Below are 22,850 nucleotides of genomic sequence, written 5' to 3'. Positions count from 1 at the left end.
GGTGTCCGGGACGAAGCCGGAAGTCCGTGATCGACCGCGCCGGGTAGATTCCTTCGCGTGACGGACGCCCTGAAGACGAAAACCAGAACCAGGTCCGTCGAGGTCGAGATCCTCGCCGTCCTGCTGGTGCTCCTGGTGGTCTTCCGGGACACGATCGCCGGTCTGGTCGAGGGCGAACGCCTGCAGACCTGGACCACGGTGTTCGTCTCGGTGCTGGTCCAGGCGGTGCCGTTCCTGGTCTTCGGGGTGATCCTGTCCGCGGTGATCGCGGTGTTCGTGCCGCGCTCGTTCTGGGCGAGAGCCCTGCCGAAACATCCGGCCCTGGCCGTCCCGGCGGCCAGTGTCGCCGGGGTGGTCCTGCCCGGCTGCGAGTGTGGTGCGGTCCCGATCGCCGGCTCGCTGATCCGCCGCGGCGTCACCCCGGCGGCGGCCCTGGCGTTCCTGCTGGCCGCTCCCGCGATCAACCCGATCGTGCTGGTCGCCACCGCGGTCGCCTTCCCGGACAACCCGGAGATGGTGGTCGCCCGCGGCCTGGCCAGCCTGGTGGTGGCGGTGCTGATGGGCTGGCTGTGGCTGCGCATCGGCAGAGCCGAGTGGATCAAGCTGCCGCACCGGCCCGACCTGGACGGCGCCTCCAAGGGCCGGGCGTTCTGGTCGGCGTGCCGGCACGACGTGGTGCACGCCGGCGGGTTCCTGGTGGTCGGGGCGGCCGCCGCCGCGACGATCAACGTGATCGTGCCGGAGGCGTGGCTGCAGACCCTGGCCGCGCAGCCGGTGCTGTCCGTGCTGGCGCTCGCGGTTCTCGCCGTACTCCTCTCGATCTGCAGTGAGGCGGACGCCTTCGTCGCCGCGTCGCTGTCCCAGTTCTCGCTCACGTCGCGTCTGGTCTTCCTGGTGGTGGGTCCGATGGTCGATCTCAAGCTGATCTCGATGCAGGCGGGCGTTTTCGGTCGCGGCTTCGCCACCCGGTTCGCCCCGGCGACCTTCGTGGTGGCGATTCTGGTGGCCGTCGGTTTCGGGGCGGTGCTGCTGTGAACCGGCAGGCCCAGGCGGTGATCCTGTTCCTCTTCGGCGGTGCGGTGCTGAAGGCGTCGCTCGGCGACCTCTACCTGCGCTACGTCAAGGAGGGGTTGCGGCCGTTCCTGATCGCCGCGGGTCTGGCACTGGTCGCGGCCGCTGTCATGACTCTCTGGTACGAATTCCGCAAGCCCGCCGCGTCCGGGGCCGCCTCTTCCGGTGCCGATTCCGCCGAGGGCGACGGCGAGCACGGCGGCGACGAGCACGCCGACGATCACGGCCACGCACACCACGAGCCGCGGGTCGGCTGGCTGCTGATCCTGCCGGTCCTCGGCCTGCTGCTGGTGGCCCCGCCCGCGCTCGGCTCCTACACCGCCGGCCAGTCCGGAACCGTGCAGGTCAGCGCCGACTCGGACTACGCCCCGCTGCCCGAGGGCGACCCGGTGCGGGTGAGCCTGCTCGACTACGCCTCCCGGGTGATCTACGACGAGGGCCGCAGCGTCACCGGCCGCCGTCTCGCGCTGACCGGTTTTGTCACCACCGGGCCGGAGGGCGTGATGCTGGCCCGGATCGTGGTGAGCTGCTGTGCCGCCGACGGCCGCCCGATCAAGGTCGGTCTCGACGGCGGCCCGGTCGTGGACGTCCCGGCCGGCACGTGGCTGGAGGTCACCGGCAGACTCAGCGCCAAGCGCGGCAAGGACCCGGTCAACCAGGCCGACATCGCCTACCTCGAGGTCGAACAGTGGAAGCCGGTCGCCGCACCGAAGCAGCAGTACGAGTGAACCCTCTCCGACGTGGCGAGGCCGGGACCTCCGGCCGGCGACCGGCAAATCCGAGGGCGTATCTCGGGCTCGGCGCGGCCCTGGTCGCGGCCGGGGCGCTGCTGGCGGGCACCGTCCCGGAGCCGCCGGTGCCGGAGGCGGGCACCGGCACCCGGATCACCGTCGAGCAGGCCTGGCCGGACGCCGACCGCGCCGACCTGCGGGACCTGACCGTCGAGCCGGTGCACTTCCTGGACGCCACCACCGCGGTCGGCACGATCACCGCCGGCGACCGGGTGAAGCTGCTGATCGAGAAGGACGGCATCGCCCGTGAGCTGCGGGACCTGCCGGCCGACGGCGACCCCCGCTTCGAGGGCATGACCGCCGCCGACAACCGTCTGGTCTGGGCCGAATCGGTCAACGGCAAGCCGGTCGAGATCTGGTCGGTGGGCACCGACGGCGCGAAGCCCCGGATGCTGACCGCGGACACCGGCAACACCCTGTTCTACGGCAACCAGCACGACCTGGTGATCGCCGGCGGCCGGGTGCACTGGGTGGCCGGTGAGGGCGACGCCACCACCCAGATCCGGTCGGTGGCGCTGACCGGCGGCGCGGTGACCGTCCGGGAGGAGAAGGGCCAGTGGGCGATGTCCGCCTGGCCGTGGATCACCGACGACACCGGCGGGCAGTCCGGCCGGATCCGGATGTCGAACATGGACAGTGGCGCCACCATCGAGGTGCCGTTCACCGGCGCCGAGTGGGGCATGTGCGGGCCGGTCTGGTGCCGGGTCAGCGTGATGACCGGGGAGGGCACCGCCCGGATCGACCTGATGCACGCCGACGGCACCCAGCGCCGACGGGTGGCCGGCACCGACACCCAGGCCGCGGTGAACGACGTGGCGGTGCTGGACCGGTTCGAGATCCTCTCGGTGCCCGGCCCGGAGGCCGACCTGACCGGCACCGCCGCCCTGCTGGTGCACGATCTGGCGACCGGCCGGGACGTGCCGCTCGCGGTGGCCGCCGATCTGGCCGCCACCAAGGACGGTGTGCTGTGGTGGTCGACGGGATCGCAGGAGGCAGCCGTCTGGCACACCCTTGACCTGCGTACTATCTGACTCTGAGTGTTCACTCCTTTGCGGAGAGTGGTGACGACGGATACGTTGGGGGAGTGCTCCCCCTGACGCCGAGGATCGGCCCGGTCACGCAGTCCCTGCTCGCCGAGGGCGACCTGCTGCGACAGCTGGTGACCGGCCTGGGTTCCCCGGTCAACGTGGTCCTGCCCCAGGCCGTGCACGCCAACGTCGCGGCCTTCCGCGCCGTGCACCGGCGGCACCGTCTGGGCGGGCGGGTCCACTTCGCGCACAAGGCCAACCGGTCCGCCGCCCTGCTGCGTGAGCTGGCCGCCACCGAGGCCGGAGTGGACGTCGCCTCGCTCGGCGAGCTGCAGCACGCCCTCGGCGCCGGGTTCGCCCCGGGGCGGATCATGGCCACCGGGCCCAAGGACCGCGCCTATCTGTGGCTGGCCGCGCGCGCCGGGGTGACGGTGAACGCGGACTCGGTGGCCGAGCTGGCCGAGCTGGCGGTGCTGGTCCGCGAGCACGGGCTTCCCCGCGTACGGACGATGGTCAGGTTGTCGGGTTTCGAAGCCGCCGGGGTCCGGGTGATGAGCCGCCGCAGCCGGTTCGGGGTGCCGTTCGCCGAGTTCGAGACGGTGCTCGACCTGATCCAGAAACACGAGCGCGAGCTGGAGCCGGCCGGGGTCGCCTACCACCTGGACACGATGGCCCTCGCCGAGAAAGCGGTCGCCCTGGAGGGCTGCCTGGCCGCGCTGGAGCGCTGCCGGGCCCGGGGGCTGCGGCCGTGGACCCTGGACGTCGGGGGCGGCTTCGGCCTGGGCTATCTGGCCGACGAGGGGGAGTGGGAGCGGTACACCTCCGAGCTGGCCCAGGCCGTGCTCGGCAACCGCCCGCCGATGACCTGGAACGGCTACGGCTACGGTCTGCGCGCCGAGTCCGGCACGCTGCGCGGCTCACTCGCGCTCTATCCGGCGTACCGCGGGATCTTCGGTGCGGACTATCTGGACGCGCTGCTCGGCACCGGCACGCCGGCCCTCGGATCGCTGCTGCTGGACCACATGTACGACCTGGACGTCGAACCCGGCCGGGCCCTGCTCGACGACTGCGGTGTGGTCGTCGCCGAGGTGCTCGAGGTCCGCGACGACGGCGACGACACCCTGGTCCGGCTGGGGCTGAACGCCCGGGACGTGGGCCTGGAGGAGCACGGCGTCCTGATGGACCCGGTGCTCGTACGGCGGAATGATTTTCATTTTGACCCGGTCGGCGTTTATCTTCTAGGGAATCTCTGCCTGGAATCCGACCTGATCACCCGGCGCAAGGTCCACCTGCCGGCCCGGCCCGCGACCGGAGACCTGCTGGTCTTCGTCAACGCGGCCGGTTACTTCATGGACCTGACCGCCACCTCGGCCCTTCATCAACCGCTCGGCCGGAAGGTTGCCGCCTTCCGGTCGGGCGGGTCGTGGCAATGGAGCCTCGACGAACAGTATTGGCCCATCCACCCGCCCTCGGAGCCCCCATGAGATTCGACGACATCACCGAGTCCATCGGCAACACCCCGCTGGTGCGCATCGAACCCGCGGTGCACGGCCTGGCCAACATCGACCTCTACGCCAAGCTCGAACTGCTCAACCCGTTCGGCTCGGTCAAGGACCGGGCCGCGTGGAACATGGTCCGCCCGCTGCTGCCCGGCGCCGTCGACCGCGGCGACACCGTGGTGGAACTCTCCAGCGGCAACACCGCGAAAGCACTGGCGCTGATCGCCGGCATGCACGGACTGAAATTCCGCAGCGTCACCAACCGGATGCGGGTTCCCGAGATCAAGGACCTGCTGCTCCTGCTCGGCGCCGAGATCGACGAGCTGCCCGGCCGGTCCGAGTGCCTCGACCCCAGCGACACCGAGGACCCGCTCACCCGGATGTACCAGCGGCTCAACGCCGACGGCGGCGGGTACGTCCACACCGACCAGTACTTCAACTCCCGCAACGTGGACGCGCACTTCAACGGCACCGGCGCCGAGATCGTGAAAGATCTGGACGGGAACGCGCCCGACTATTTCATCGCCTGCGTCGGAACTGCCGGATCGTCCACCGGGGTGGCCCGCGCGCTGCGCCAGCAGAACCCGGACACCCGTGTCGTCGGGCTGGTCGCGGCCAAGAACGACTTCATCCCGGGCATCCGGACCATCGACGAGGTGCACGAGGTCGGGCTGTTCGAACCCACCGTCTACGACGAGATCCGCTCCGTCAGTGCGGACGACGCCGTCGACGGGGTGCTCACCCTGGTCCGCCGATGCGGGATCCTCTCCGGGCCGACGGGGGGAGGTGCTTTTCAAGGCTCACTTCACTATTTGCGTACGATCGACGCTTCGCTTTCGTCCCGTCGGTCCGCGGTTTTCATCGTCTGTGACCGGGTCGAGTCGTATCTCAGTTACTTCAAGGATCGTCGGCCATCGTTGTTCGGGCGGCCGCCGCGGGCGAACGACCTCTCGTCCCTGCCGGACAATCCGGACTTCTCGTCCATCTCGGTTTCCGCGGCGCCGGCTTTCGCTGCTGACGCCCTGGTGATCGACATCCGGAACCCCTATGCCTACCAGGCCCTGCACATCGACGGCTCGATCAACATCGCCGACGAGGTGTTCGCCGACATGCTCCAGGCCGGACTCCCGTTCAGCCGCCGCCGCCCGATCCTGCTGGTCTGCCCGGTCGGCGAACGCTCGGCCGCCTACGCCGCCCTGCTCACCCGGATGGGCCACCCGGACGCCCGCTCGCTCGACGGCGGGATCATCGCCTGGCGTGACGCCGGCCTCGAACTGGTCCGGGACTGACCATGACCACACTCGACGACCTCGCCGTCTGGCAGCGCGTGCTCCGGGACCAGTTCCCGATGATCGAGGCCAACCCGGACGTGGCCTATCTGGACAGCGCCGCCACCTCGCAGAAGCCGCAGTCCGTGCTGGACACCGTGATCACCTATCTGACCACCGGGAACGCCAACGCCTCCCGGGGCACCTACCCGTGGGCCAACCGCACCACCGCCCGCATCGACCAGGCCCGCGACCGGCTGAAGAGTTTCCTCGACGACCCGCTGCCCGACCAGTCGACGGTCCAGTTCGTCAGCGGCACCACCGAAGGACTGCGGGCGGTCGCCCGGGACTGGCTGCTCCCGCAGTTGCGCGACGGCGACGAGATCGTGGTGCCGTTCGCCGACCACAACGCCAACAGCGTGCCCTGGGTGGAGGCGGCGTCGCTGTCCGGGATCGCGGTGCGGGCCATCCCCTACGACAGCGCCCACGACTACGACCACCGCCGTTTCACCGTCACCCCGCGGACCCGGCTGATCGCGCTCACCCACGTGCACCACGTCTACGGCAACGACATGAACGTGCAGCGCCTGCGGGCGATCGCCCCCGACGTGCCGATCTGCCTGGACGCGGCACAGAGCTTCGGCCACATCCCGGTCTCGGTCCGCGAACTCGACGTCGACTTCGTGGCCTTCTCCGGGCACAAGGCGATGGCCCTGCCCGGCACCGGCGCCCTCTGGGCCCGCAACCAGCGCGGCCCCGCCTACACCCCGGCCGGCTGGCAGGGCTCGCCGAACACCAGCGGCATCATCAGCCTGGCCGCCGCGATGGACTGGCTGGAGAAAGCGGACCTGACGAAGATCGCCCAGTGGAACCAGGCGCTCGGTGTCCGGCTGACCGAGGGCCTGTCGAAGATGGCCGCCTACGAGGTGCTGGGCTGCCAGCGCAGCCTGACGTCGGATTCGCTGGTGCAGCAGCGGCACGGCATCGTGACGTTCCGGCACCACTCGATCGGGTCCAACGACCTCGGTTTCATCCTGGCCGGCGACGGGCTGCTGGTCCGGGCCGACGGTCACTGCCAGGGCGCCCAGGGCGAGAAGACCGCGTCGGTACGGGTGAGCCTGCACGTCTACAACACCGTCGAGGAGGTGGACCGCCTCCTGGACGCCCTGGCCCGTCTGGACCATTGAGTCCCGGGAAACGTGACCATCGGGGCCCACGACTGGTTAGAAACGATTGTCGTTGCTGACCAGTCGTGCCCGAGGTAGCTGATGCCGTCCACCGCACTCGACCCCACCGGCCATCGCGCGGCCTGGAACAGCGTGATGACCGGTTACCTGCCCGGCCTGGCCGACCTGGAACAGGTGATCACCACCGCCGCCGAGCGCCGCACCGGCCCACCCGCCCGCATCCTCGACCTGGGCGGCGGCCCCGGCCTGTTCGCCGAACGCCTGGCCACCCGCTGGCCCGCCGCCCGGATCACCGTGGCCGACCTGGACCCGGTGCTGCTGGCCCTGGCCCGGGCGGCCCTGCCCACCACGGTGACGACGGTCGAGACCGACCTGACCGACCCGTCCTGGCCCGCCACCACCGGCACCGGTTACCACCTGGTGACGGCGGTGATGACGGTCCACTACCTGAACCCCGCCGCCATCCGGTCCTTGTATGCGGAGATCCGCCGCATCCTGGCCCCCGGCGGCCTGCTGGTGGTGGCCGACGTGATGCCCGACGACGGCCTGCCCGCGCTGATGACGGCCCTGGAGGCCCCGCCGGGCCAGGCCTGGTCGCACTGGTGGTCCCAGTTGGCCTCGGCCCCCGAGTTCGCCCCGCTGATGGACCGCCGCACCGAGATCTTCCGCTCCCGCCCACCGGCCGAGTTCACCCCGGCCCTCTCCTGGCACGCCGCGGCGGCCCGTGCGGCGGGCTTCCCCGAGGCCGGAGCCCTGTGGCGCCACGGCCGCCACGCAGCCCTCGCCGCGTGTTGATCGATATTTGGAAGATCTCGGGAACTTCGATGCCGGTGGTGGCGACTAACGGTCGTTCCCCGTACGGGGGAGAAACGATCTTTGGGAATGTGATGCTGACTCGCACTGTCGTCGCCGTCGCGGCGCTCGCCCTGACCACCCTGGCCGGCTGCGGCTCGTCGTCGGACGCCACCGCCTCGTCGGGCGCCCCGGCGGCCGGCTCGACCTCGACCTCGGCGTCGTCCGCGGCCCCGGCCGCCGCGCTGACCGTGCGTGACCCGTGGGTCAAGGCCGCCGACAGCGGGATGACCGCGGCGTTCGCCACCCTGGTCAACAACACCGGCGCCGATGTGACGGTCGAGGCGGCGACCTCCCCGGCCTCGCCGATGGAGCTGCACACCATGACGATGAAGGACGGCGCGATGGTGATGGAGCCGAAGGAGGGCGGCTTCGTGATCAAGGCCGGTGGCAGCCACGAGCTGTCCCCGGGCGGCGACCACCTGATGCTGATGAAGCCGTCCGCGCCGATCAAGGCCGGTGACGAGCTGTCGTTCACGCTGAAGCTGACCGGTGGTGGGACGGTCGACTTCACCGCGGTGGCGAAGCCGTTCGCCGGTGCTCAGGAGAGCTACGCGCCGGGGCACTCGTGACCGTCAGTCGCCGGGCGGTGCTGACCGGAGGCGCGGTGGCCGGGCTCGGCACGGCCGCCGCGGCCGGCTATCTCGCCGCCGCACCCGCCGCCACCCCCTCGGTGGCGGCGGTTCCGGTCGCCGACTTCCAGGACATCGGCACCGGGATCATCCCGTTCCACGGCGAGCGGCAGTCCGGGATCACCGACGAGCCGCCCGCGCACGGCTCGTTCGTGGCGCTGACCCTGGCCAAGGGCACCGACCGGGCCGCCCTGGGCCGGATGATGCGGCTGCTCACCGACGACGCCGTGCGCCTGACCCGGGGCGAGCCGGCGCTCGGCGACACCGACGCCGAACTGGCCCGGCACCCGGCCCGGCTGACCGTGACGTTCGGGTTCGGCCCCGGTCTCTACCGGGCGGCCGGCCTGGAGTCGCCGGTCGCCGACCTGCCGGTCTTCTCGATCGACCGGCTGCAGGACCGCTGGTCCGGCGGTGATCTGGTGATGCAGATCTGTGCCGACGATGCGCTCACCGTCACGCACACCCAGCGCATGCTGATCAAGGACGCCCGGCCGTTCGGCGCGGTCCGCTGGGTGCAGCGCGGGTTCCGGCGCAGCGCCGGGGTGCACAAGGCCGGGTTCACTCAGCGCAACGTCTTCGGCCAGCTCGACGGCACGGCCAATCCGAAGGACGCCGAGATGGCGGCCGCGGTCTGGAACGCCGACCACAGCACCCAGCTGGTGGTCCGCCGGGTCCGTACCGACATCGAGACGTGGGATCTGCTCAGCGTCGGCGACAAGGAGAACTCGACCGGCCGGCGGATGGAGTCGGGGGCGCCGCTGACCGGCGAGGCCGAGCACGACGAGCCGGACTTCGAGCGGACCGACTCGACCGGGCTGCCGGTGATGCCCAACTTCTCGCACGTGACCAGGGCACATGTCACCGATCCGAAGCTGAAGATCCTGCGGCGGCCGTTCAACTACGACGAGGCGCCGGACGCACAGGGCCGACCCGACAGCGGGCTGGTTTTCGCGTCGTACCAAGCTGACATCGTCCGCCAGTACCTCCCCATCCAGCGGCGGCTAGCCGAGAAGGACCTGTTGAACGAATGGACAACACCGATCGGATCCGCGGTCTTCGCCGTTCCTCCGGGCTGCGCCGAGGGCGGCTGGATCGGCGAGCGGGTGCTCGCCTGACCCGTGCCCTGCTGGCCTTCGCCGCGATGCTGTTCGTGCTGGTGCCGGGGGCGCCGGCGTGGGCGCACAACGCGCTCGCCGAGGCCAGCCCGGACAAGAAGGCGACTTTGAAGGAGGCGCCGGCCGAGGTGAAGCTGCGGTTCCTGCAGAAGCTGGACCCGGAGTACACCATCATCGCGGTCAGCGACTCCACCAAGCGGAAGGTGGCCGCGTCGGAGCCGAAGGTGGACGGCACCACCGGTGTGATCACCATCGAGGAGGAGCTGGCCAACGGCGTCTACACGGTCGCCTACCAGGTGGTCTCCACCGACGGGCACACGGTGAAGGGTTCCTACGAGTTCACCGTCGCGAACCCGACCGCGACCGCCGCGCCCTCAGAGGCGCCGTCGGAGGAACCGTCCGTGGCCCCCACCACGGAGGCGCCCAGCGTCGCCCCGACTCTTGCCGAGAAATCGGATGAGTCAGATTCTTCCGGCTCCACCCTCATCGGCATCATCGTCGGCGTCGTGGTTGCGGTGGCCGCCGTCGCCGGTTTCCTGTTCCTGAAGCGTCGTAAAGCATGAGAGGTTCCCCCATGAAGCAGACAGCCCTGCGCCGAGCCGCCACCGTGACCGCGGTGGCGGCCGCGTTCGTGTTCGGCCTGGCCGGCCCGGCGTCCGCGCACGTGACCGTCAACCCGGACACGGCGACCCAGGGCGGCTACTCGAAGGTGACCTTCCGGGTGCCGAACGAGAGCGACACCGAGTCGACCAACAAGCTGGAGATCAACCTGCCGGTCGAGGCCCCGATCGGGTCGGTGTCGCTCAAGCCGACGCCGGGCTGGACCGCGGCCACCGAGAAGTCGAAGCTGGCCACCCCGGTCAAGGTGCACGACAGCGAGATCACCGAGGCGGTCACCAAGATCACCTGGACGGCGGCGGCCGGTTCGGAGATCAAGCCGGGCACCTTCCAGGAGTTCGACCTGCAGCTCGGCCCGCTGCCGGCCACCGAGCAGATCGTCTTCAAGGCCCTGCAGACCTACACCGACGGTACGGTCGTGCGCTGGATCGACGAGCCCAGCACCGACGGCACCGAGCCGGAGTCGCCCGCCCCGGTCCTCAAGCTGACCGCGGCCGGGGTCGAGAAGACCACCGCCGTCGAGGGGACCGCGGACACCGCAGCCGCCCCGGAGAGCGACGGCGGCAGCGGAGGCGGCTCGGCCTGGGGCATCGCGGGCCTGGTCGCCGGTCTGGTGGGCCTGGTCCTGGGCCTGCTCGCCTACCGCAAGGCCGCTGCGCCCAGCGCCTGACGGGTCACGACTCGGGGCCGGCCACCAGACCGGCCCCGAGTTCGTCCGGGGCCCGCATCCGCCAGGCGTCGGTGATCAGTTCACTCAGCCGTTCGGGCGAAACTTTCTCCAGCCACACCATCACCAGGGGTAGTCCGTCGTATCCCGGTGTGGTGAAGAACATCTCCGGCTCGCCGAGGAGCAGCGCCTGCTTCTCGGCCTCGTCCCCGACGAACAAAACCGCCACATCCGTACGGATCACTCGCGGCTTCCCGGGTAGACGTTCCGGATATGACCAGACGAATCCCCTCCCACCGACCCGGAAGTCGAATCCGGCACTGTCGATCTCCTCGACCCCCGGCAGGGACAGGGCCAGCCGTCGTACGTCGTCAGCGTCACTCACGGTGGCCATTCTGCAACATCTCTGTCATCCCACGTAGCAATCGATGCCTTGCCTATTGACCAGGTAGGCTTCTATTCTCCGATCCAAGAAATAGGAATTCCCCTGCGTCCCTGGCGGTCGGCACATGCAGAAACTCCTCCTCCTCGCTCTGGTCGGGCTCGGCGCACAGCTGGTCGACGGCAGCCTGGGCATGGCCTACGGCGTGACCTCGACGACCCTCCTCCTGGCGATCGGCACCAACCCGGCGGCCGCCTCGGCGACCGTGCACCTGGCCGAGATCGGCACCACCCTGGTCTCCGGCCTCTCCCACTGGAAGTTCGGCAACGTCGACTGGAAGGTCGTCCTCAAGATCGGCGTCCCGGGCGCGATCGGGGCCTTCGCCGGAGCCACCTTCCTCTCCAGCATCTCCACCGAGACCGCCGGCCCGCTGATGGCGATCATCCTGCTGGCCCTCGGCCTCTACGTGTTCCTGCGCTTCACCTTCCAGGGCCTGCCCAAGGGCCAGCTCGGCAAGCCGCTGCGCAAACGCTTCCTCGCCCCGCTCGGCCTGGTCGGCGGCTTCGTCGACGCGACAGGTGGCGGCGGCTGGGGCCCGGTCGGCACCCCGGCGATCCTGGCCAGCGGCCGGCTCGAGCCCCGCAAGACCATCGGTTCGATCGACACCAGCGAGTTCCTGGTCGCGGTCGCCGCCAGCCTCGGCTTCATCTGGGGCATCGGCAGCGAGAACATCGACTACGGCTGGGTCCTGGCCCTGCTGATCGGTGGCGTGATCGCCGCACCGGTGGCCGCCTGGCTGGTCCGGCACATCCCGCCGCGGGTCCTCGGCGCCGCGGTCGGCGGTGTCATCATCCTCACCAACACCCGCTCGCTGCTGCGCAGTGACTGGATCGACGCCCCGGACGCCGTCCGCTACGTCTTCTACGGCGTCATCTACGTGGCCTGGGCCGCCGCGATCGTCTACTCGGTGCTCCAGTACCGCAAGAACGCGGCCGAGGAGCGGCAGATCATCGCCGATTCCGCGGAAGCCGGCATCTCGGACGGCGACGACAAGGACAAGGCCCCGATCGGCGCCTGACCCGCGTGTCACGGGTCGCCTGGCCCGTGACACGGTGAGTTCGGCCTTTGTGACACGGTGAGCTCGGCCTGTGTGACACGGTGAGCCGGGGCCTCCCAGGAGGCCCCGGCCGCAACCGATTCCCTCCGTCGCCGCACCCGATCCGGACTCGCCGCGGCCCGGACGGCGCCGAACGGTCCGAGCGTGACCCTCACCGCCGCCCGGAAGATCCTGGCCACCGCCGTACTCGCGGTGACCGTGCTCGCTGCGGGAAACATCCCCGGCACCCCGGCGGACGCGATGGTCCCCTGCCGGGCCGGTGAGCGCCCGCACGCACCCGCCTACACCCCGCCGGCCGACCCGGACACCGTGCGGATCATGCCGCTCGGTGACTCGATCACCCGCGGCATCGGGACCATCCCGCTCGACGGTTACCGCACCGACCTGCGCTCCCGGCTGGCCCACGCCGGCTGGAAGGTCGACATGGTCGGCGCCGGAACCGACGGCACCGGCCCGGACGGCGACCACGAGGGCCACCCCAGCTGCACGATCGCCGACGTCACCACGATCGTGGCCGATCGGCTGGCCACCTACCGGCCGGACGTCGTCCTGCTGCACCTGGGCACCAACGACATGCGCAGCCCGGCCGAGGCGGCCGCCGCACCCGCCCGGATGCGGGAACTGCTGGCCACCATCGCCGGGAACGCGCCGGACGCCGAGGTCTTCGTGGCCCAGATCATCGGCGTGCAGTACTACGGCCCGAAGAGCCCCGGCGCCGCCCGGCAGCGGGGGACCGACACCCTGAACCGGGCCATCCCCGGCCTGGTCGCGGCGGCCGGCCCCCGGTTCCACGTCGTCGACATGCGCGACATCGGCGGACTCGACCTCAGCGACCTGGTGCACCCGGACCGCTACGGCTATCTGAAGATGTCGTGGCGCTGGTACCAGGCGATCCGCCGGGCCGGCGACCCGGCCGGCTACGACCCGTACACCGCCACCCGGATCCGCCGCTGTGTCCACAGCACCGCCGCGCCGTTCGCCCGCGCCGCCCTCGGCTGCCACCTCTGGCACCGCGCCGCCGGCGCCTGGCGGGTGAAAACCACCGCCGGCTGGGTCACCGGCTGGTAGCGAACCTAGTGGTCCGGGGTCTCCTGCGAGGCCATGATCCGCAGCGCGTTGGCGTCCACCGCGATCCGCAGCGGGGTGGAGCCGCACGGTTCGCCGTCCACCTCGACGTGGGCCGGGCGGTCGGTTTCCAGCCACAGCTCGCCGACCGCGATGAAAGGGCGTTCCCGCAGCGTACGACGGTGGCCGGTGAGCGCGTTGCGGGCCGTCTCCCGGATCAGCTCCCGCTTCGGGCCGCCGCCCACCGGGTACGCCACCAGCAGCCGGTCGTCGGCGTGCGCGTCCGCGGTGATCGGGCGCCCGGCGTGGAAACCGCCGTTCGCCACGTACACCTGGTGGGTGGTGAAAACGATCTCCTGGCCCTCGGCGCGCAGCGTGGCCTTCAGCGGCTGGTGCCGGGACAGCAGCCCGAGCGCGGTGATCGGGTACGCGATCCGCCCGATGATCCGTTTCAGCCGGCTCGGCACGTTGATCATGATCTCGGCGGACAGGCCGACCCCGACGTGGTTGGTGAACGGCATGTCACCCGCGATGCCCAGGTCCACGTCGATGACCTTGCCCTCGACGATGGTGGCGATCGCCTCGTCGAGACTCGGCGGGATGCCGACCGTACGCGCGAAATTGTTGGTGGTCCCCAGCGGAAGAAGCCCGAGAGCGATGTCCCGGTGCGCCAGCATCCGGCCCGCCGTGCTGATCGTGCCGTCGCCGCCACCGGCCACCAGCAGGTCCGGCCGCAACGCCAGCGCGGCCCGCATCGAGTTCTCCAGCTCGCCGGGACGATCGACCGCGTACGCTCCGAGCAGGTCGAACCCGGCGTTGCGGAGACGGTCACGGGCGTCCGCGTACAACTGGCGGCCCCGCCGTGACCGCGCGTTGACCACCAGCGCGGCCCTCCGCTTCGCCCGGATGTCCTCGGTCAGCTCCTGCTTCGTCCGCACCGGCCGACCCTATCTGCTGGAGATCACGGGAAGCTGAGGCGCACGGAGGCATAACCGCGCAGAACGAAGCCCGGATTGCGTACGGGGTCGGCGGCCAGCTCCATCCGGGGCCCGTGGTCGAGCAGGGCGCCGACGGCGGCCTGCAGTTCGATGCGGGCCAGCGGCGCGCCGAGGCAGAAGTGCAGTCCCGCCCCGAAACTCAGGTGCGGGTTCGGATCGCGTCCGGCGTCGAAACGGTCCGGCCGGTGAAAGGCCGCCGGATCCCGGTTGGCCGCCCCGAGCAGCGCGGCCACCTCGCCCCCGGCCGGCACGGTCACCCCACCCAGATCGACATCGACCGCGGCGGTACGGGTGAACAACTGCGACGGCGAGTCGTACCGCAGCATCTCCTCCACCGTGGCGGCGACCAGCCCCCGGTCGGACCGCACCCGGGCCAGCTCACCGGGATGCTCCAGCAGCGCCACGATCCCGTTGCCGAGCCCGTTCACCGACGCCTCGTGCCCCGCGTTGAGCAGCAGGATCGCCGACGCCACCAGCTCCTCGCCGCTGAGCCGGTCGGATCCGTCGCGCACCGACACCAGGTGGCTGACCAGGTCGTCGCGGGGTTCCGCGGCCCGGCGGGCGGCCAGCTCGGCCATGTACCCGGCGAACTCCCGGCACGCCCGCACGGCTGCCGCCTCGGTCTGCGGCGTGCGGCCCATCTCGTACATCCGGACCATCGCCGCCGACCACGGCCGGAGCCGGTCCCGCTCGCCGGCCGGAACCCCCAGCAACTCCGCGATCACACTGACCGCGAGCGGCTCGGCGAAGTCCGCCAGCAGGTCGAACCCGTCCCCGGCGAGCGCCAGCAGCCGTTTCGCCTCGGCCGCCACCGCCGGGCGCAGCCGCTCCACGTGCCCACGCCCGAACGCGGTGGCCACCAGCCCCCGCAGCCGGGTGTGATCCGGCGGCTCGTTCTCCATCATCTGATTGCGGTGCAGCGTGTTGAACGGCTCGAACTCCCCGGCCGGCGCGACGTCCCGCCAGAACCGGCCCAGCCGCCGGTCCCGCAGCACCGCCCCCGCCATGGCGTGCCCGGCGGCCAGCCACCGCCCACTGCCCGGATCGAACACCAGCGGCCCGCGGTCGCGTAGCGTTCCCAGCATCGGGTACGGGTCGGCGAGGAACCCGGGATCCGCGAAATCGATCGGCACACCCGAAACGCTATCGTCCAGCGAGGGGCTTTTGATGAGCGACTGGAACGACAAGATCATCGCCGAGTTCCGGGCCAACGGCGGCGAGGTGGGTGGGCCGTTCGCCGGCGCGCCGATGGTGCTGGTGCACCACACCGGCCGCAAGTCCGGGCGGGAGATGGTCAGCCCGATGATGTACCTGCCGCACGAGACCGACGGCGACACGATCTACGTGTTCGCGTCCAAGGCCGGCGCCCCGGAGAACCCCGGCTGGTACCACAACCTGACCTCGGCCGGTGTGGGCAGTGTGGAGCGGGGCACCGGCAGCTACCCGGTGGAGGTCCGCGAGCTGACCGGCGCCGAACGCGACGACCGCTACCGCGAGCAGGCGACCCGCTACCCCGGTTTCGCCGAGTACGAGCAGAAGACCGCCGGCATCCGCACCATCCCCGTCCTGGAGCTGACCCGCAGCGCCGTGCGGTGAGTTGCTAACGTGCCGCCCCATGGACAACGACGACCATCTCTCCTCGTTCGCCGGCCTGCCCGCCCTGGAGTACTACTCGGGCCTGCCGGTGGCCGACCCCGCCGCGGTCGCCTGGCGTCTCAGCTGGGGCGGCATGTGGACCGGCGGCTGCCCCTGCTCGACATGCGAGGAGGACCGGCGACGGCGCCCCGAGATCGCCGGGCGCACCTGCGGCATGGACCTGGAAGGCTTCGTCACCGAGTGGGGCGACCGGGCCACCACCCTGATCATCTCGGACGGTGACGACGACGCCCCCGACTACGAGCGGATCATCGAGGCCATCACCCGGATGCCGCGGTTGCGGGCGTTGTTCCTGGGTGACGTGATGGATCGGGAGGCCCAGATCTCCTGGGTCCATCAGGCCGACGTGACACCGGTGCTGGCCGCCGCGCCGAACCTCGAGCATCTGCAGGTACGGGGTTCCGAGGGCCTGGAGTTCACCGGCCTCCGCCACGAGAAGCTGCGCCGCCTGGTCTTCGAGGGAGGTGGCCTGCCCGCCGGCGTGGCCCGGGGTGTGGGCGCCTCCGACCTGCCCGCACTGGAGCACCTGGAGCTGTGGCTGGGCACCGAGCACTACGGCGGCAGCGCCACCATCGTGGACGACCTGACCGCGGTCCTGGCCGGCGCACGGCTCCCGGCGCTGACGTACCTGGGCCTGCGCAACGCCGAGCTGGCCGACGAGGTGGCCGCGGCGGTGGCGTCCGCCCCCGTGGTGGCAACGCTGCAGGACCTGGACCTGTCCCTGGGCATCCTCTCCGACGACGGAGCCCAGGCCCTGCTGGCGGGCCAGCCGCTGACCCACTTGAAGTCCTTGAACCTGACCCACAACTACCTGTCGGACGACATCGCGGCCTGGCTGGAGGAGTCCCTGCCCGGCGTGGAGGTGAACACGACGGACCGGCAGACCCCGGACGAGGACGGCGACCGTTACATCAGCGTGAGCGAGTAGACCTGTCAGGGAGCCCCGCAGACGAAGCGGGGCTCCGGGTCGTACTTCCAGGTGAACTTCTCCCGCTTCTCGACCTTGCCGTCCTTGTGGAACAGGCGCCACGCGTCCTGGGTGAAGCCGTTCAGGCCGCTGGTGGAGATGCAGCTGGGGCCGGCCGGCTTGGTGACGGTGGACGGGGAGGTGATGTCGCGCCGTTTGCTCCACTCGGTGGTCACCTCGTCCCACACCTTGGTGCTCCACACCGAGACGGTGATGGTGCTGCTGGTCCAGGCCGTGTCGATGAGGACGCCGTGGGGGCTGTCGTTCTTGAACTTGAAGTCGAGGTCCGGCCAGAAGATGGTGCTCTCGATGACCGACGGGTAACGGTCGAAGTAGTACGAGTGCGGCTTGTGCTCCACGTCCTTCAACCCGGCGTAGTAGGTGGCGTTGAAGAGCGTCGTGGTGAACTGGGAGACCCCGCCGCCGACCCCGGGCGTGAGGTGACCGCCGACGATCACCGGTGCGTCCTTGTACCCCTGGGCGTACCCGCGCTCGCCGGTGAACTTGTTCAACGAGAACGTCTTGCCGGGCAGGACCAGGGCACCCCGGACGTGCTTGGCGGCGGTGACGATGTTCTGGCTGCGCGGCGACGACAGACCACCGGGGAATTTGGTGGTGAACGTGGACACCTTCTCCTGGACGCCGAGTTTTTCCAGTTCGGCGGCCCCGAGGGCGGGCGCGGCGGTGGTCAGCGTCGCGTCGATCGTACGAGAATCGCCGCTCTGTGCCGCGGTGAGCAGGGACGGCGCCAGCGCGGCCAGGTCCAGCCCTTTGCCGTCCTTCCCTTCGACGATCTTGGGTTTGCCGGCGGAGAACGTGAATTTCGCGTCCGTCGCCGCGGTCTCGACCTTGGCCAGCCGGCCGGCGATCGCGGTCCGCAGCTTCCCGGCGTCGATCCGCGGCGTGATCAGCCCGGTCTTGTCGGCGGTGAGGACGAGGCTCTTGGCGATGGCGGCCGGCGGCACGGTGACGGTGCCGGCGCCGGACCTGATGGTGAGCGGCGCGGCGACGGCCGGTTCGGCGACGGTCTTCACGAGCTGGTCGACCTCGGCGGCGGTGGTGGCCGCGTGGGTCTCGACGAGCGGCACGATGACCGGCCCGCCGCTGAGCCAGCCGGCTTTCACGGTGTCGGCGGTCCTCCGCGGGTCGAGTCCACGCCCGGCCTCCGGGTGGACGGCTTTCGGGGTGAGCCCGGTGAACGTGATGGCCGGCGCCTTCATCGGGGTGCCGACGGTGCCGACGGCCTCGGTGAGGGCGGTGTCGAGCCGTTCGGCGTCGACGGTCACGACCGGGGCGACGACACGTTCGCCGAACAGTTTCGGGCTGCCGGCGGCGGCCCCGGCGACGGTGGCGTCGACATCGACGGCGAGACCGATGTCGGCGGGCCGCAGGGTGGCGCCACGGCCTTCGACCTGGATGTCGACGGCGGCGGTGGTCCGCGCGTCGGCGGCGAGCCGGGTGCGGATCGTGTCGGCGGCCTCGGTACGGCTCAGGCCGCCCAGATCGGCGCCGAGCACGGTGGTGCCGTACGGGATGTCGCCGCGGAAGACGTAGAAGGTGCCTGCGGCCAGCGTCACAGCGATGATGCCGCCGATGATCACGAGCCGGCGTCCACGCCTCGACCGTGGGGTCACGGGCGGTGACGGCTCGATGTCGTCATGTGTGGGAATTGGTTGTTGCGGCAACCGTACTGTCGGCTGGCGGTCACTGGCGGTGGTCACCAGGCCTCCTCGGAGGTCGTGGGCGGCGGGCCGGAAACTCTAATCGCCGCTGATCACGGGCAGATCAAGCGATCATGCGGATTGCCCGGCTCCGAGCGCGGTTCGTACCGTGGTGACCAGCTTGTCGCGGTCGAAGGGTTTCGCCAGGATCGTCGATCCCGGCTCCAGGTTGTTGCCGTTCTCGTCGAACAGCGACTCGGCGAAACCGGAGACGAACACCACCCGCAGGTCGGGCCGTCGCCCGGAGGCGATCCGGGCGAGCTGGCGGCCGTCCATGCCCGGCATCATCACGTCGGTGACCAGCGCGGCCACCTCGCCGCCGTGCCGTTCCAGCAGCCGCAGGGCCTCGGCCGCGTCCGGGGCGGTCAGCACCCGGTACCCGGCGCCGCCGAGCATCCGGGCGGTCACCTGCAGGACGGCGTCCTCGTCGTCGACGAGCAGCAGCGTCTCGCCACCGCCCTTCTCCGTGATCACCGGGACCGGGACGGGTGGCGGCGGAGCGCTGCCGGCCACCACCGGGAGCGTGATGGTGACGGTGGTGCCCCGGCCGACCTCGGACTCCAGGACGATCTGCCCGCCGGCCTGGCTGACGATGCCGTGCGCGGTGGACAGGCCGAGCCCGACCGTGCCGGTGGTGGACTTGGTGCTGAAGAACGGTTCGAAGACCCGGTCGAGAACCTCCTGCGGCATGCCGGTGCCGGTGTCGTGGACCTCGATGACCAGCCCGTCGTCGCGGATCGCGGTGCGGACGGTGATCGGGCCGCCGTCCGGCATCGCGTCGCCGCTGTTGCGGACCAGACTGTGCAGCACCTCGGAGAGCTGCTTGGGGTCGGCCTTGACCTGCGGTGAGCCGGGGGCCAGCCGGAGCAACAGCTGGTTCTGCGGCCCGGCGGCCGCGGCCAGCGAGACGGTGTCCTCGGTGATCATCGCGTTGACGTCGACCGGGACCGGCTTGTTGGCCTCACGACGGCCGAAGGCGAGCAGCTTCTGGGTCAGGGTCTTGGCCCGTTCACCGCCCTTGACCACCTGCTCCAGGTCGCCGATCAGCGACTCGACGACGCCGGGCGGGATGGTGCCGTCGTCCCGGCCGTCCTGGATCGTCTCGATGGCCAGGTTGGTGTAGCCGAGGATCGCGCCGAGGATGTTGTTGAAGTCGTGGGCCGTCCCGCCGGCCATCCGGCGCAGGCTGACCAGGCGCTCGGCGTCGCGGTGCCGGGCCTCGTCCTGGCGGCGGCGGGTCTCCTCCAGCAGCCGCGCCTCGGCCAGGGTCACGTCGGTGACGTCGTCGATCATCAGCACCCCGCCGCTGAGCCCGTCGTCCTCGCCGTGGGTCTGCCGCAGGTGGATGCGCAGCGACCGGACGCTGCCGTCGGACCAGGTGATCCGGTGGGTGAACCGGAGTTCGGTGACGTCGCCGTCGCCGCGCAGCAGCCGGAGGGCGGCCTCCTGGGCGTTGTCGCCGAGGCAGACCAGCCAGCCGCGGTCGACGAGCCGGCTGACCGGCTGCTGGACGATCTCGGCGAGCCGCGGGTTGACGTAGTCGGCGTCACCGTCCCGGTTGATGATCCCGATGCCGACCGGGGAGGCGACGGCCATCGCCTCGAAGAGCCGCTCGGTGTCGTGCAGCTTGCGCACCTTCTCGATCAGCTTGGCGTTGACCGTCTGCAGGTGGGTCTGCGCGAACTCCTCGTCCGCGGTGGCGTTGACGTCGACCGGCCCGCCGGCCAGGGCGGTGTCGATCGCGTCGAGCAGCGCGTCCGGGTCCTGGGAGCGCAGCACCACCTGGCTCACCCCGCACGCCTCGGCGATCGGCCGGGTCTCCGGCTCCAGGTAGTTGGCGGTGTAGAAGATCACCGGCGCCTGCGCGGCCTCCCGGTCGGGGTCGGCGCGCAGCCGGTGGACCAGCTCCAGGCCGTCTATCCCGGGCATCAGGACGTCCGACACCACCACGTCGGGGTGGTGGGTGTGGGCGAGCAGGAGCGCCTCGGCTCCGTCGTGTGCCTCGATGACGTCGTGTCCCCGGATACCGAGCAGCATGCGCACGATGTCCCGGTTGACCGCCACGTCGTCGACGACCATCACTGTCGCCACGGAGACTCCCTTGCCGCGGGCCTGAGGGTGCTATGTCCCTAATAAGGCTAAAGCAGAGAAAGGTCGCAGGTACCGTGATGCTGAATCGGATTCGGATCCCGCGGGGGTGGCGTGTTTCTGGGCAAGGCCGTGTACCTGCTGGCCGGAGCCGCCCTCGGCGGGACCGCGGTGCTGGCCGGCCGCCGGTCCCGCCGCGCGGTGATCGACATCTCCGCCGTCGCGCACGACATCACCGCCCGGGTCCGGGCCGATCACCGCCACCGTGCCGAACGCGAACAGCTCGAAATGATCATGCAGGCGGCCAGCGACCCGTTCTTCACCATGGACGGCGCCGGCCGGGTCACCGAGTGGAACCGGCAGGCCGAGCAGGTCTTCGGCTGGACCCGGGCGGAGATCCTGGGCCGTCCGGTGACCGGCACCATCCTGCCGCCCCGCTACCGCCCGTCGCTGGACCGGCTGCTCGGCGGACGGCTGGAGTGGCTGCTCGACCGGCCCACCGAGATGGCCGCCACGCACCGCGACGGCCACGAGATCGACGGCCACGAGATCCCGGTCGAGCTGACCACCTGGTGCCTGCGCAACCACACCGGCCCGCACTTCCACGGCTTCGTCCGGGACATCACCGCCCGGCGGCAGACCGCGCAGGCCCTGGCCCAGGCCCGGGACCAGGCGCTGGAGACGGCCGCCCTGAAGTCACAGTTCCTGGCGTCGATGAGCCACGAGATCCGCACCCCGATGAACGGCGTCATCGGGCTGACCGGGCTGCTGCTCGGCACCGGACTCGACGAACGCCAGCGCCGGTACGCCGAGGGCATCGGCGCCGCCGGATCGGCCCTGCTCGCGGTGATCAACGACGTGCTGGACTTCTCCAAACTGGAGGCCGGCAAGGTGCTGCTGGAGGAGGCGAACTTCCCGCTGCTCCGGCTGATCGACGACGTGGTGGCGCTGGTCGCCCCGCCGGACACCCACGACGGGCTCACCGTCACCGGCAGCTGCGACCCGCTGCTGCCCGGGACCGTCCGCGGCGACCCGGCCAAACTGCGCCAGGTGCTGCTCAACCTGGCCGGCAACGCGGTCAAGTTCACCCCGGCCGGGCAGGTCACCGTCACCGCGGTGCTGGACACCACACACGGGTGCGGGCCGGGGGAGGTGCCGGTCCGGTTCGAGGTCCGCGACACCGGCATCGGCATCGACGAGCACCAGCGGGAGGAGCTGTTCGAGGCGTTCACCCAGGCCGACGCGGGCACCACCCGGCGCTTCGGCGGGACCGGGCTGGGCCTGGCCATCAGCCGGGACCTGGTCGGCCTGATGGGTGGCCGGATCGGGGTGGCGAGCGCACCCGGGCGGGGCAGCACGTTCTGGTTCACCGCCACCCTGCGCAGCGCCCGCGAGGACCTCGACCTGTCCGACCGGCACTCGCTGGACGGCCTGCGGGTGCTGATCGTGGACCGCGACCCCGACGACCGGACCGACCTCGCCGAGCAGCTCAGCGCCTGGTCGATGGATGCCGTCGGGGTGCCCGACACGATCGGCGCGGTCGCCGTGATGAAGGACGCCGCGGCCACCGGCCAGCCGATCGACCTGCTCATCGTCGACCAGCACACCATGCCCGGGGACACCGTGGCGATCGTGCCGCCCGGCTGCCCGGCCCCGAAGACCATCATGCTCGCCGAGGACCCCCGGCACCTGCCCGGCGAACCCACCCGGGCCGGGATGTCGGCCGCCTTCACCAAGCCGCTGCGGCAGTCCCAGCTCTACGACGCCCTGGTCGGGGTGCTCAGCCAGCCGGCCGCCGACCGGTCCGCCGGCACACCCACCGGAACCCCGCCGCCGCGAACCACCCGGCCGGCACGTGCCGATCATCGCGCTGACCGCCAGCGCCCTGGCCGAGGACCGGGCCCGCTGCCTGGCTGCCGGAATGGACGAGCACCTGGCCAAACCGCTGATCCCGGCGGACGTCTCCCGGGTGCTGGACCGGTGGGCCCGCTCGGCTCCCGGCGGCGACGTGGCCGCGGTGGCCGCCCAGATCGGCAGGCGCCTGGACCCAGCTGCGCGGCCCCGACCCGGCGGCCACCGCCGACGCCCTGGACGGGCTGCTCACCACCCTGACCGGCAAGATCCCCGA

The 22,850-nt window shown here is 71.1% G+C and carries 21 protein-coding genes; 16 read left to right on the top strand and 5 right to left on the bottom strand.

Features of this window, described 5'->3' with window-relative positions; translation table 11 throughout:
- The first annotated feature begins 57 nt into the window (after nucleotides 1–57).
- From Aco03nite_RS14290 to Aco03nite_RS14240, 11 genes are all read left to right on the top strand, one after another.
- Nucleotides 58–1,035 (top strand): permease, encoded by a 978-nt coding sequence (locus Aco03nite_RS14290; protein ID WP_203795565.1) that lies wholly within the window; start codon nucleotides 58–60, stop codon nucleotides 1,033–1,035.
- Complete coding sequence (locus tag Aco03nite_RS14285) at nucleotides 1,032–1,799, top strand: TIGR03943 family putative permease subunit (RefSeq protein ID WP_203795564.1); 768 nt, start codon at nucleotides 1,032–1,034, stop codon at nucleotides 1,797–1,799. Before Aco03nite_RS14290 ends, Aco03nite_RS14285 begins: the two co-directional genes overlap by 4 nt.
- Complete coding sequence (locus tag Aco03nite_RS14280; RefSeq protein WP_203795563.1) at nucleotides 1,796–2,893, top strand: hypothetical protein; 1,098 nt, start codon at nucleotides 1,796–1,798, stop codon at nucleotides 2,891–2,893. Before Aco03nite_RS14285 ends, Aco03nite_RS14280 begins: the two co-directional genes overlap by 4 nt.
- A gap of 53 nt (nucleotides 2,894–2,946) precedes the next feature.
- A complete protein-coding gene (locus Aco03nite_RS14275; protein ID WP_203795562.1) occupies nucleotides 2,947–4,374 on the top strand; it encodes a type III PLP-dependent enzyme domain-containing protein in 1,428 nt (475 codons plus the stop codon).
- Nucleotides 4,371–5,678, top strand: a complete 1,308-nt coding sequence (locus Aco03nite_RS14270) for a pyridoxal-phosphate dependent enzyme (RefSeq protein WP_203795561.1) — start codon at nucleotides 4,371–4,373, stop codon at nucleotides 5,676–5,678. The genes Aco03nite_RS14275 and Aco03nite_RS14270 overlap by 4 nt, the downstream gene beginning before the upstream one ends.
- Nucleotides 5,679–5,680: 2 nt before the next feature.
- The gene (locus tag Aco03nite_RS14265; protein ID WP_203795560.1) at nucleotides 5,681–6,844 is read left to right on the top strand and encodes an aminotransferase class V-fold PLP-dependent enzyme; all 1,164 of its coding nucleotides are present in this window, start codon (nucleotides 5,681–5,683) and stop codon (nucleotides 6,842–6,844) included.
- An 81-nt stretch (nucleotides 6,845–6,925) separates the two neighbouring features.
- Nucleotides 6,926–7,639, top strand: a complete 714-nt coding sequence (locus Aco03nite_RS14260) for a class I SAM-dependent methyltransferase (protein ID WP_203795559.1) — start codon at nucleotides 6,926–6,928, stop codon at nucleotides 7,637–7,639.
- A gap of 92 nt (nucleotides 7,640–7,731) precedes the next feature.
- Complete coding sequence (locus Aco03nite_RS14255; protein ID WP_239145156.1) at nucleotides 7,732–8,268, top strand: copper chaperone PCu(A)C; 537 nt, start codon at nucleotides 7,732–7,734, stop codon at nucleotides 8,266–8,268.
- Nucleotides 8,265–9,443, top strand: a complete 1,179-nt coding sequence (locus Aco03nite_RS14250) for a Dyp-type peroxidase (protein WP_203795557.1) — start codon at nucleotides 8,265–8,267, stop codon at nucleotides 9,441–9,443. Before Aco03nite_RS14255 ends, Aco03nite_RS14250 begins: the two co-directional genes overlap by 4 nt.
- A complete protein-coding gene (locus Aco03nite_RS14245; RefSeq protein ID WP_239145155.1) occupies nucleotides 9,356–10,006 on the top strand; it encodes a copper resistance CopC family protein in 651 nt (216 codons plus the stop codon). Before Aco03nite_RS14250 ends, Aco03nite_RS14245 begins: the two co-directional genes overlap by 88 nt.
- 11 nt (nucleotides 10,007–10,017) lie before the next feature.
- Nucleotides 10,018–10,731, top strand: a complete 714-nt coding sequence (locus Aco03nite_RS14240) for a YcnI family copper-binding membrane protein (RefSeq protein WP_203795556.1) — start codon at nucleotides 10,018–10,020, stop codon at nucleotides 10,729–10,731.
- A gap of 4 nt (nucleotides 10,732–10,735) precedes the next feature.
- On the opposite strand, the gene Aco03nite_RS14235 is transcribed toward Aco03nite_RS14240, so the two are convergent.
- Nucleotides 10,736–11,113, bottom strand: a complete 378-nt coding sequence (locus Aco03nite_RS14235) for an MmcQ/YjbR family DNA-binding protein (protein WP_203795555.1) — start codon at nucleotides 11,111–11,113, stop codon at nucleotides 10,736–10,738.
- A 124-nt stretch (nucleotides 11,114–11,237) separates the two neighbouring features.
- Between Aco03nite_RS14235 and Aco03nite_RS14230 the strand changes: the two genes are divergently transcribed.
- Together Aco03nite_RS14230 and Aco03nite_RS14225 are read left to right on the top strand one after the other, a co-directional pair.
- Nucleotides 11,238–12,188 carry a sulfite exporter TauE/SafE family protein gene (locus tag Aco03nite_RS14230; protein ID WP_203795554.1) on the top strand — a complete coding sequence of 317 codons (951 nt, stop codon included), beginning with the start codon at nucleotides 11,238–11,240 and terminating at the stop codon, nucleotides 12,186–12,188.
- Nucleotides 12,189–12,371: 183 nt separating this feature from the next.
- Entirely contained in the window at nucleotides 12,372–13,295 is a 924-nt protein-coding gene (locus Aco03nite_RS14225; RefSeq protein ID WP_203795553.1) for an SGNH/GDSL hydrolase family protein, read from the top strand.
- Nucleotides 13,296–13,300: 5 nt separating this feature from the next.
- Here the strand turns inward: Aco03nite_RS14225 and Aco03nite_RS14220 are convergent, their stop codons facing one another.
- Nucleotides 13,301–14,230 carry a diacylglycerol/lipid kinase family protein gene (locus Aco03nite_RS14220; RefSeq protein ID WP_203795552.1) on the bottom strand — a complete coding sequence of 310 codons (930 nt, stop codon included), beginning with the start codon at nucleotides 14,228–14,230 and terminating at the stop codon, nucleotides 13,301–13,303.
- Between the two features lie 23 nt (nucleotides 14,231–14,253).
- Nucleotides 14,254–15,423: a cytochrome P450 gene (locus Aco03nite_RS14215; protein ID WP_203795551.1), complete on the bottom strand. Its 1,170-nt coding sequence runs from the start codon at nucleotides 15,421–15,423 to the stop codon at nucleotides 14,254–14,256.
- Nucleotides 15,424–15,457: 34 nt separating this feature from the next.
- Between Aco03nite_RS14215 and Aco03nite_RS14210 the strand changes: the two genes are divergently transcribed.
- Together Aco03nite_RS14210 and Aco03nite_RS14205 are read left to right on the top strand one after the other, a co-directional pair.
- A complete protein-coding gene (locus Aco03nite_RS14210) occupies nucleotides 15,458–15,886 on the top strand; it encodes a nitroreductase family deazaflavin-dependent oxidoreductase (RefSeq protein WP_203795550.1) in 429 nt (142 codons plus the stop codon).
- Nucleotides 15,887–15,905: 19 nt separating this feature from the next.
- The gene (locus Aco03nite_RS14205; protein ID WP_203795549.1) at nucleotides 15,906–16,874 is read left to right on the top strand and encodes an STM4015 family protein; all 969 of its coding nucleotides are present in this window, start codon (nucleotides 15,906–15,908) and stop codon (nucleotides 16,872–16,874) included.
- 5 nt (nucleotides 16,875–16,879) lie between these two features.
- On the opposite strand, the gene Aco03nite_RS14200 is transcribed toward Aco03nite_RS14205, so the two are convergent.
- Both Aco03nite_RS14200 and Aco03nite_RS14195 read right to left on the bottom strand, forming a co-directional pair.
- A complete protein-coding gene (locus Aco03nite_RS14200) occupies nucleotides 16,880–18,634 on the bottom strand; it encodes a VanW family protein (RefSeq protein ID WP_373872600.1) in 1,755 nt (584 codons plus the stop codon).
- A gap of 72 nt (nucleotides 18,635–18,706) precedes the next feature.
- Nucleotides 18,707–20,725, bottom strand: coding sequence for a hybrid sensor histidine kinase/response regulator (locus tag Aco03nite_RS14195; RefSeq protein ID WP_239145153.1), 2,019 nt, complete (start codon nucleotides 20,723–20,725; stop codon nucleotides 18,707–18,709).
- A 111-nt stretch (nucleotides 20,726–20,836) separates the two neighbouring features.
- Here Aco03nite_RS14195 and Aco03nite_RS14190 point away from each other — a divergent pair, with 111 nt between their 5' ends.
- On the top strand, nucleotides 20,837–22,834 hold the full coding sequence (locus Aco03nite_RS14190; protein ID WP_203795548.1) for a PAS domain-containing hybrid sensor histidine kinase/response regulator: 1,998 nt from the start codon (nucleotides 20,837–20,839) through the stop codon (nucleotides 22,832–22,834).
- The last annotated feature ends 16 nt before the right edge of the window (nucleotides 22,835–22,850 follow it).

The organism is Actinoplanes couchii (assembly GCF_016862075.1).
Classification (GTDB): Bacteria; Actinomycetota; Actinomycetes; order Mycobacteriales; family Micromonosporaceae; genus Actinoplanes; species Actinoplanes couchii.
Note: the sequence above shows the minus strand (reverse complement) of the source record. Positions and strands in the feature narration are given on the sequence as shown.

What these genes read in the sequence shown, in the direction of transcription:
- Aco03nite_RS14270 (WP_203795561.1), top strand. Translation starts at nt 4,371, where the DNA reads ATGAGATTCGACGACATCACCGAGTCCATCGGCAACACCCCGCTGGTG.
- Aco03nite_RS14265 (WP_203795560.1), top strand. Translation starts at nt 5,681, where the DNA reads ATGACCACACTCGACGACCTCGCCGTCTGGCAGCGCGTGCTCCGGGAC.
- Aco03nite_RS14260 (WP_203795559.1), top strand. Translation starts at nt 6,926, where the DNA reads ATGCCGTCCACCGCACTCGACCCCACCGGCCATCGCGCGGCCTGGAAC.
- Aco03nite_RS14255 (WP_239145156.1), top strand. Translation starts at nt 7,732, where the DNA reads ATGCTGACTCGCACTGTCGTCGCCGTCGCGGCGCTCGCCCTGACCACC.
- Aco03nite_RS14245 (WP_239145155.1), top strand. Translation starts at nt 9,356, where the DNA reads ATGGACAACACCGATCGGATCCGCGGTCTTCGCCGTTCCTCCGGGCTG.
- Aco03nite_RS14240 (WP_203795556.1), top strand. Translation starts at nt 10,018, where the DNA reads ATGAAGCAGACAGCCCTGCGCCGAGCCGCCACCGTGACCGCGGTGGCG.
- Aco03nite_RS14230 (WP_203795554.1), top strand. Translation starts at nt 11,238, where the DNA reads ATGCAGAAACTCCTCCTCCTCGCTCTGGTCGGGCTCGGCGCACAGCTG.
- Aco03nite_RS14210 (WP_203795550.1), top strand. Translation starts at nt 15,458, where the DNA reads ATGAGCGACTGGAACGACAAGATCATCGCCGAGTTCCGGGCCAACGGC.
- Aco03nite_RS14205 (WP_203795549.1), top strand. Translation starts at nt 15,906, where the DNA reads ATGGACAACGACGACCATCTCTCCTCGTTCGCCGGCCTGCCCGCCCTG.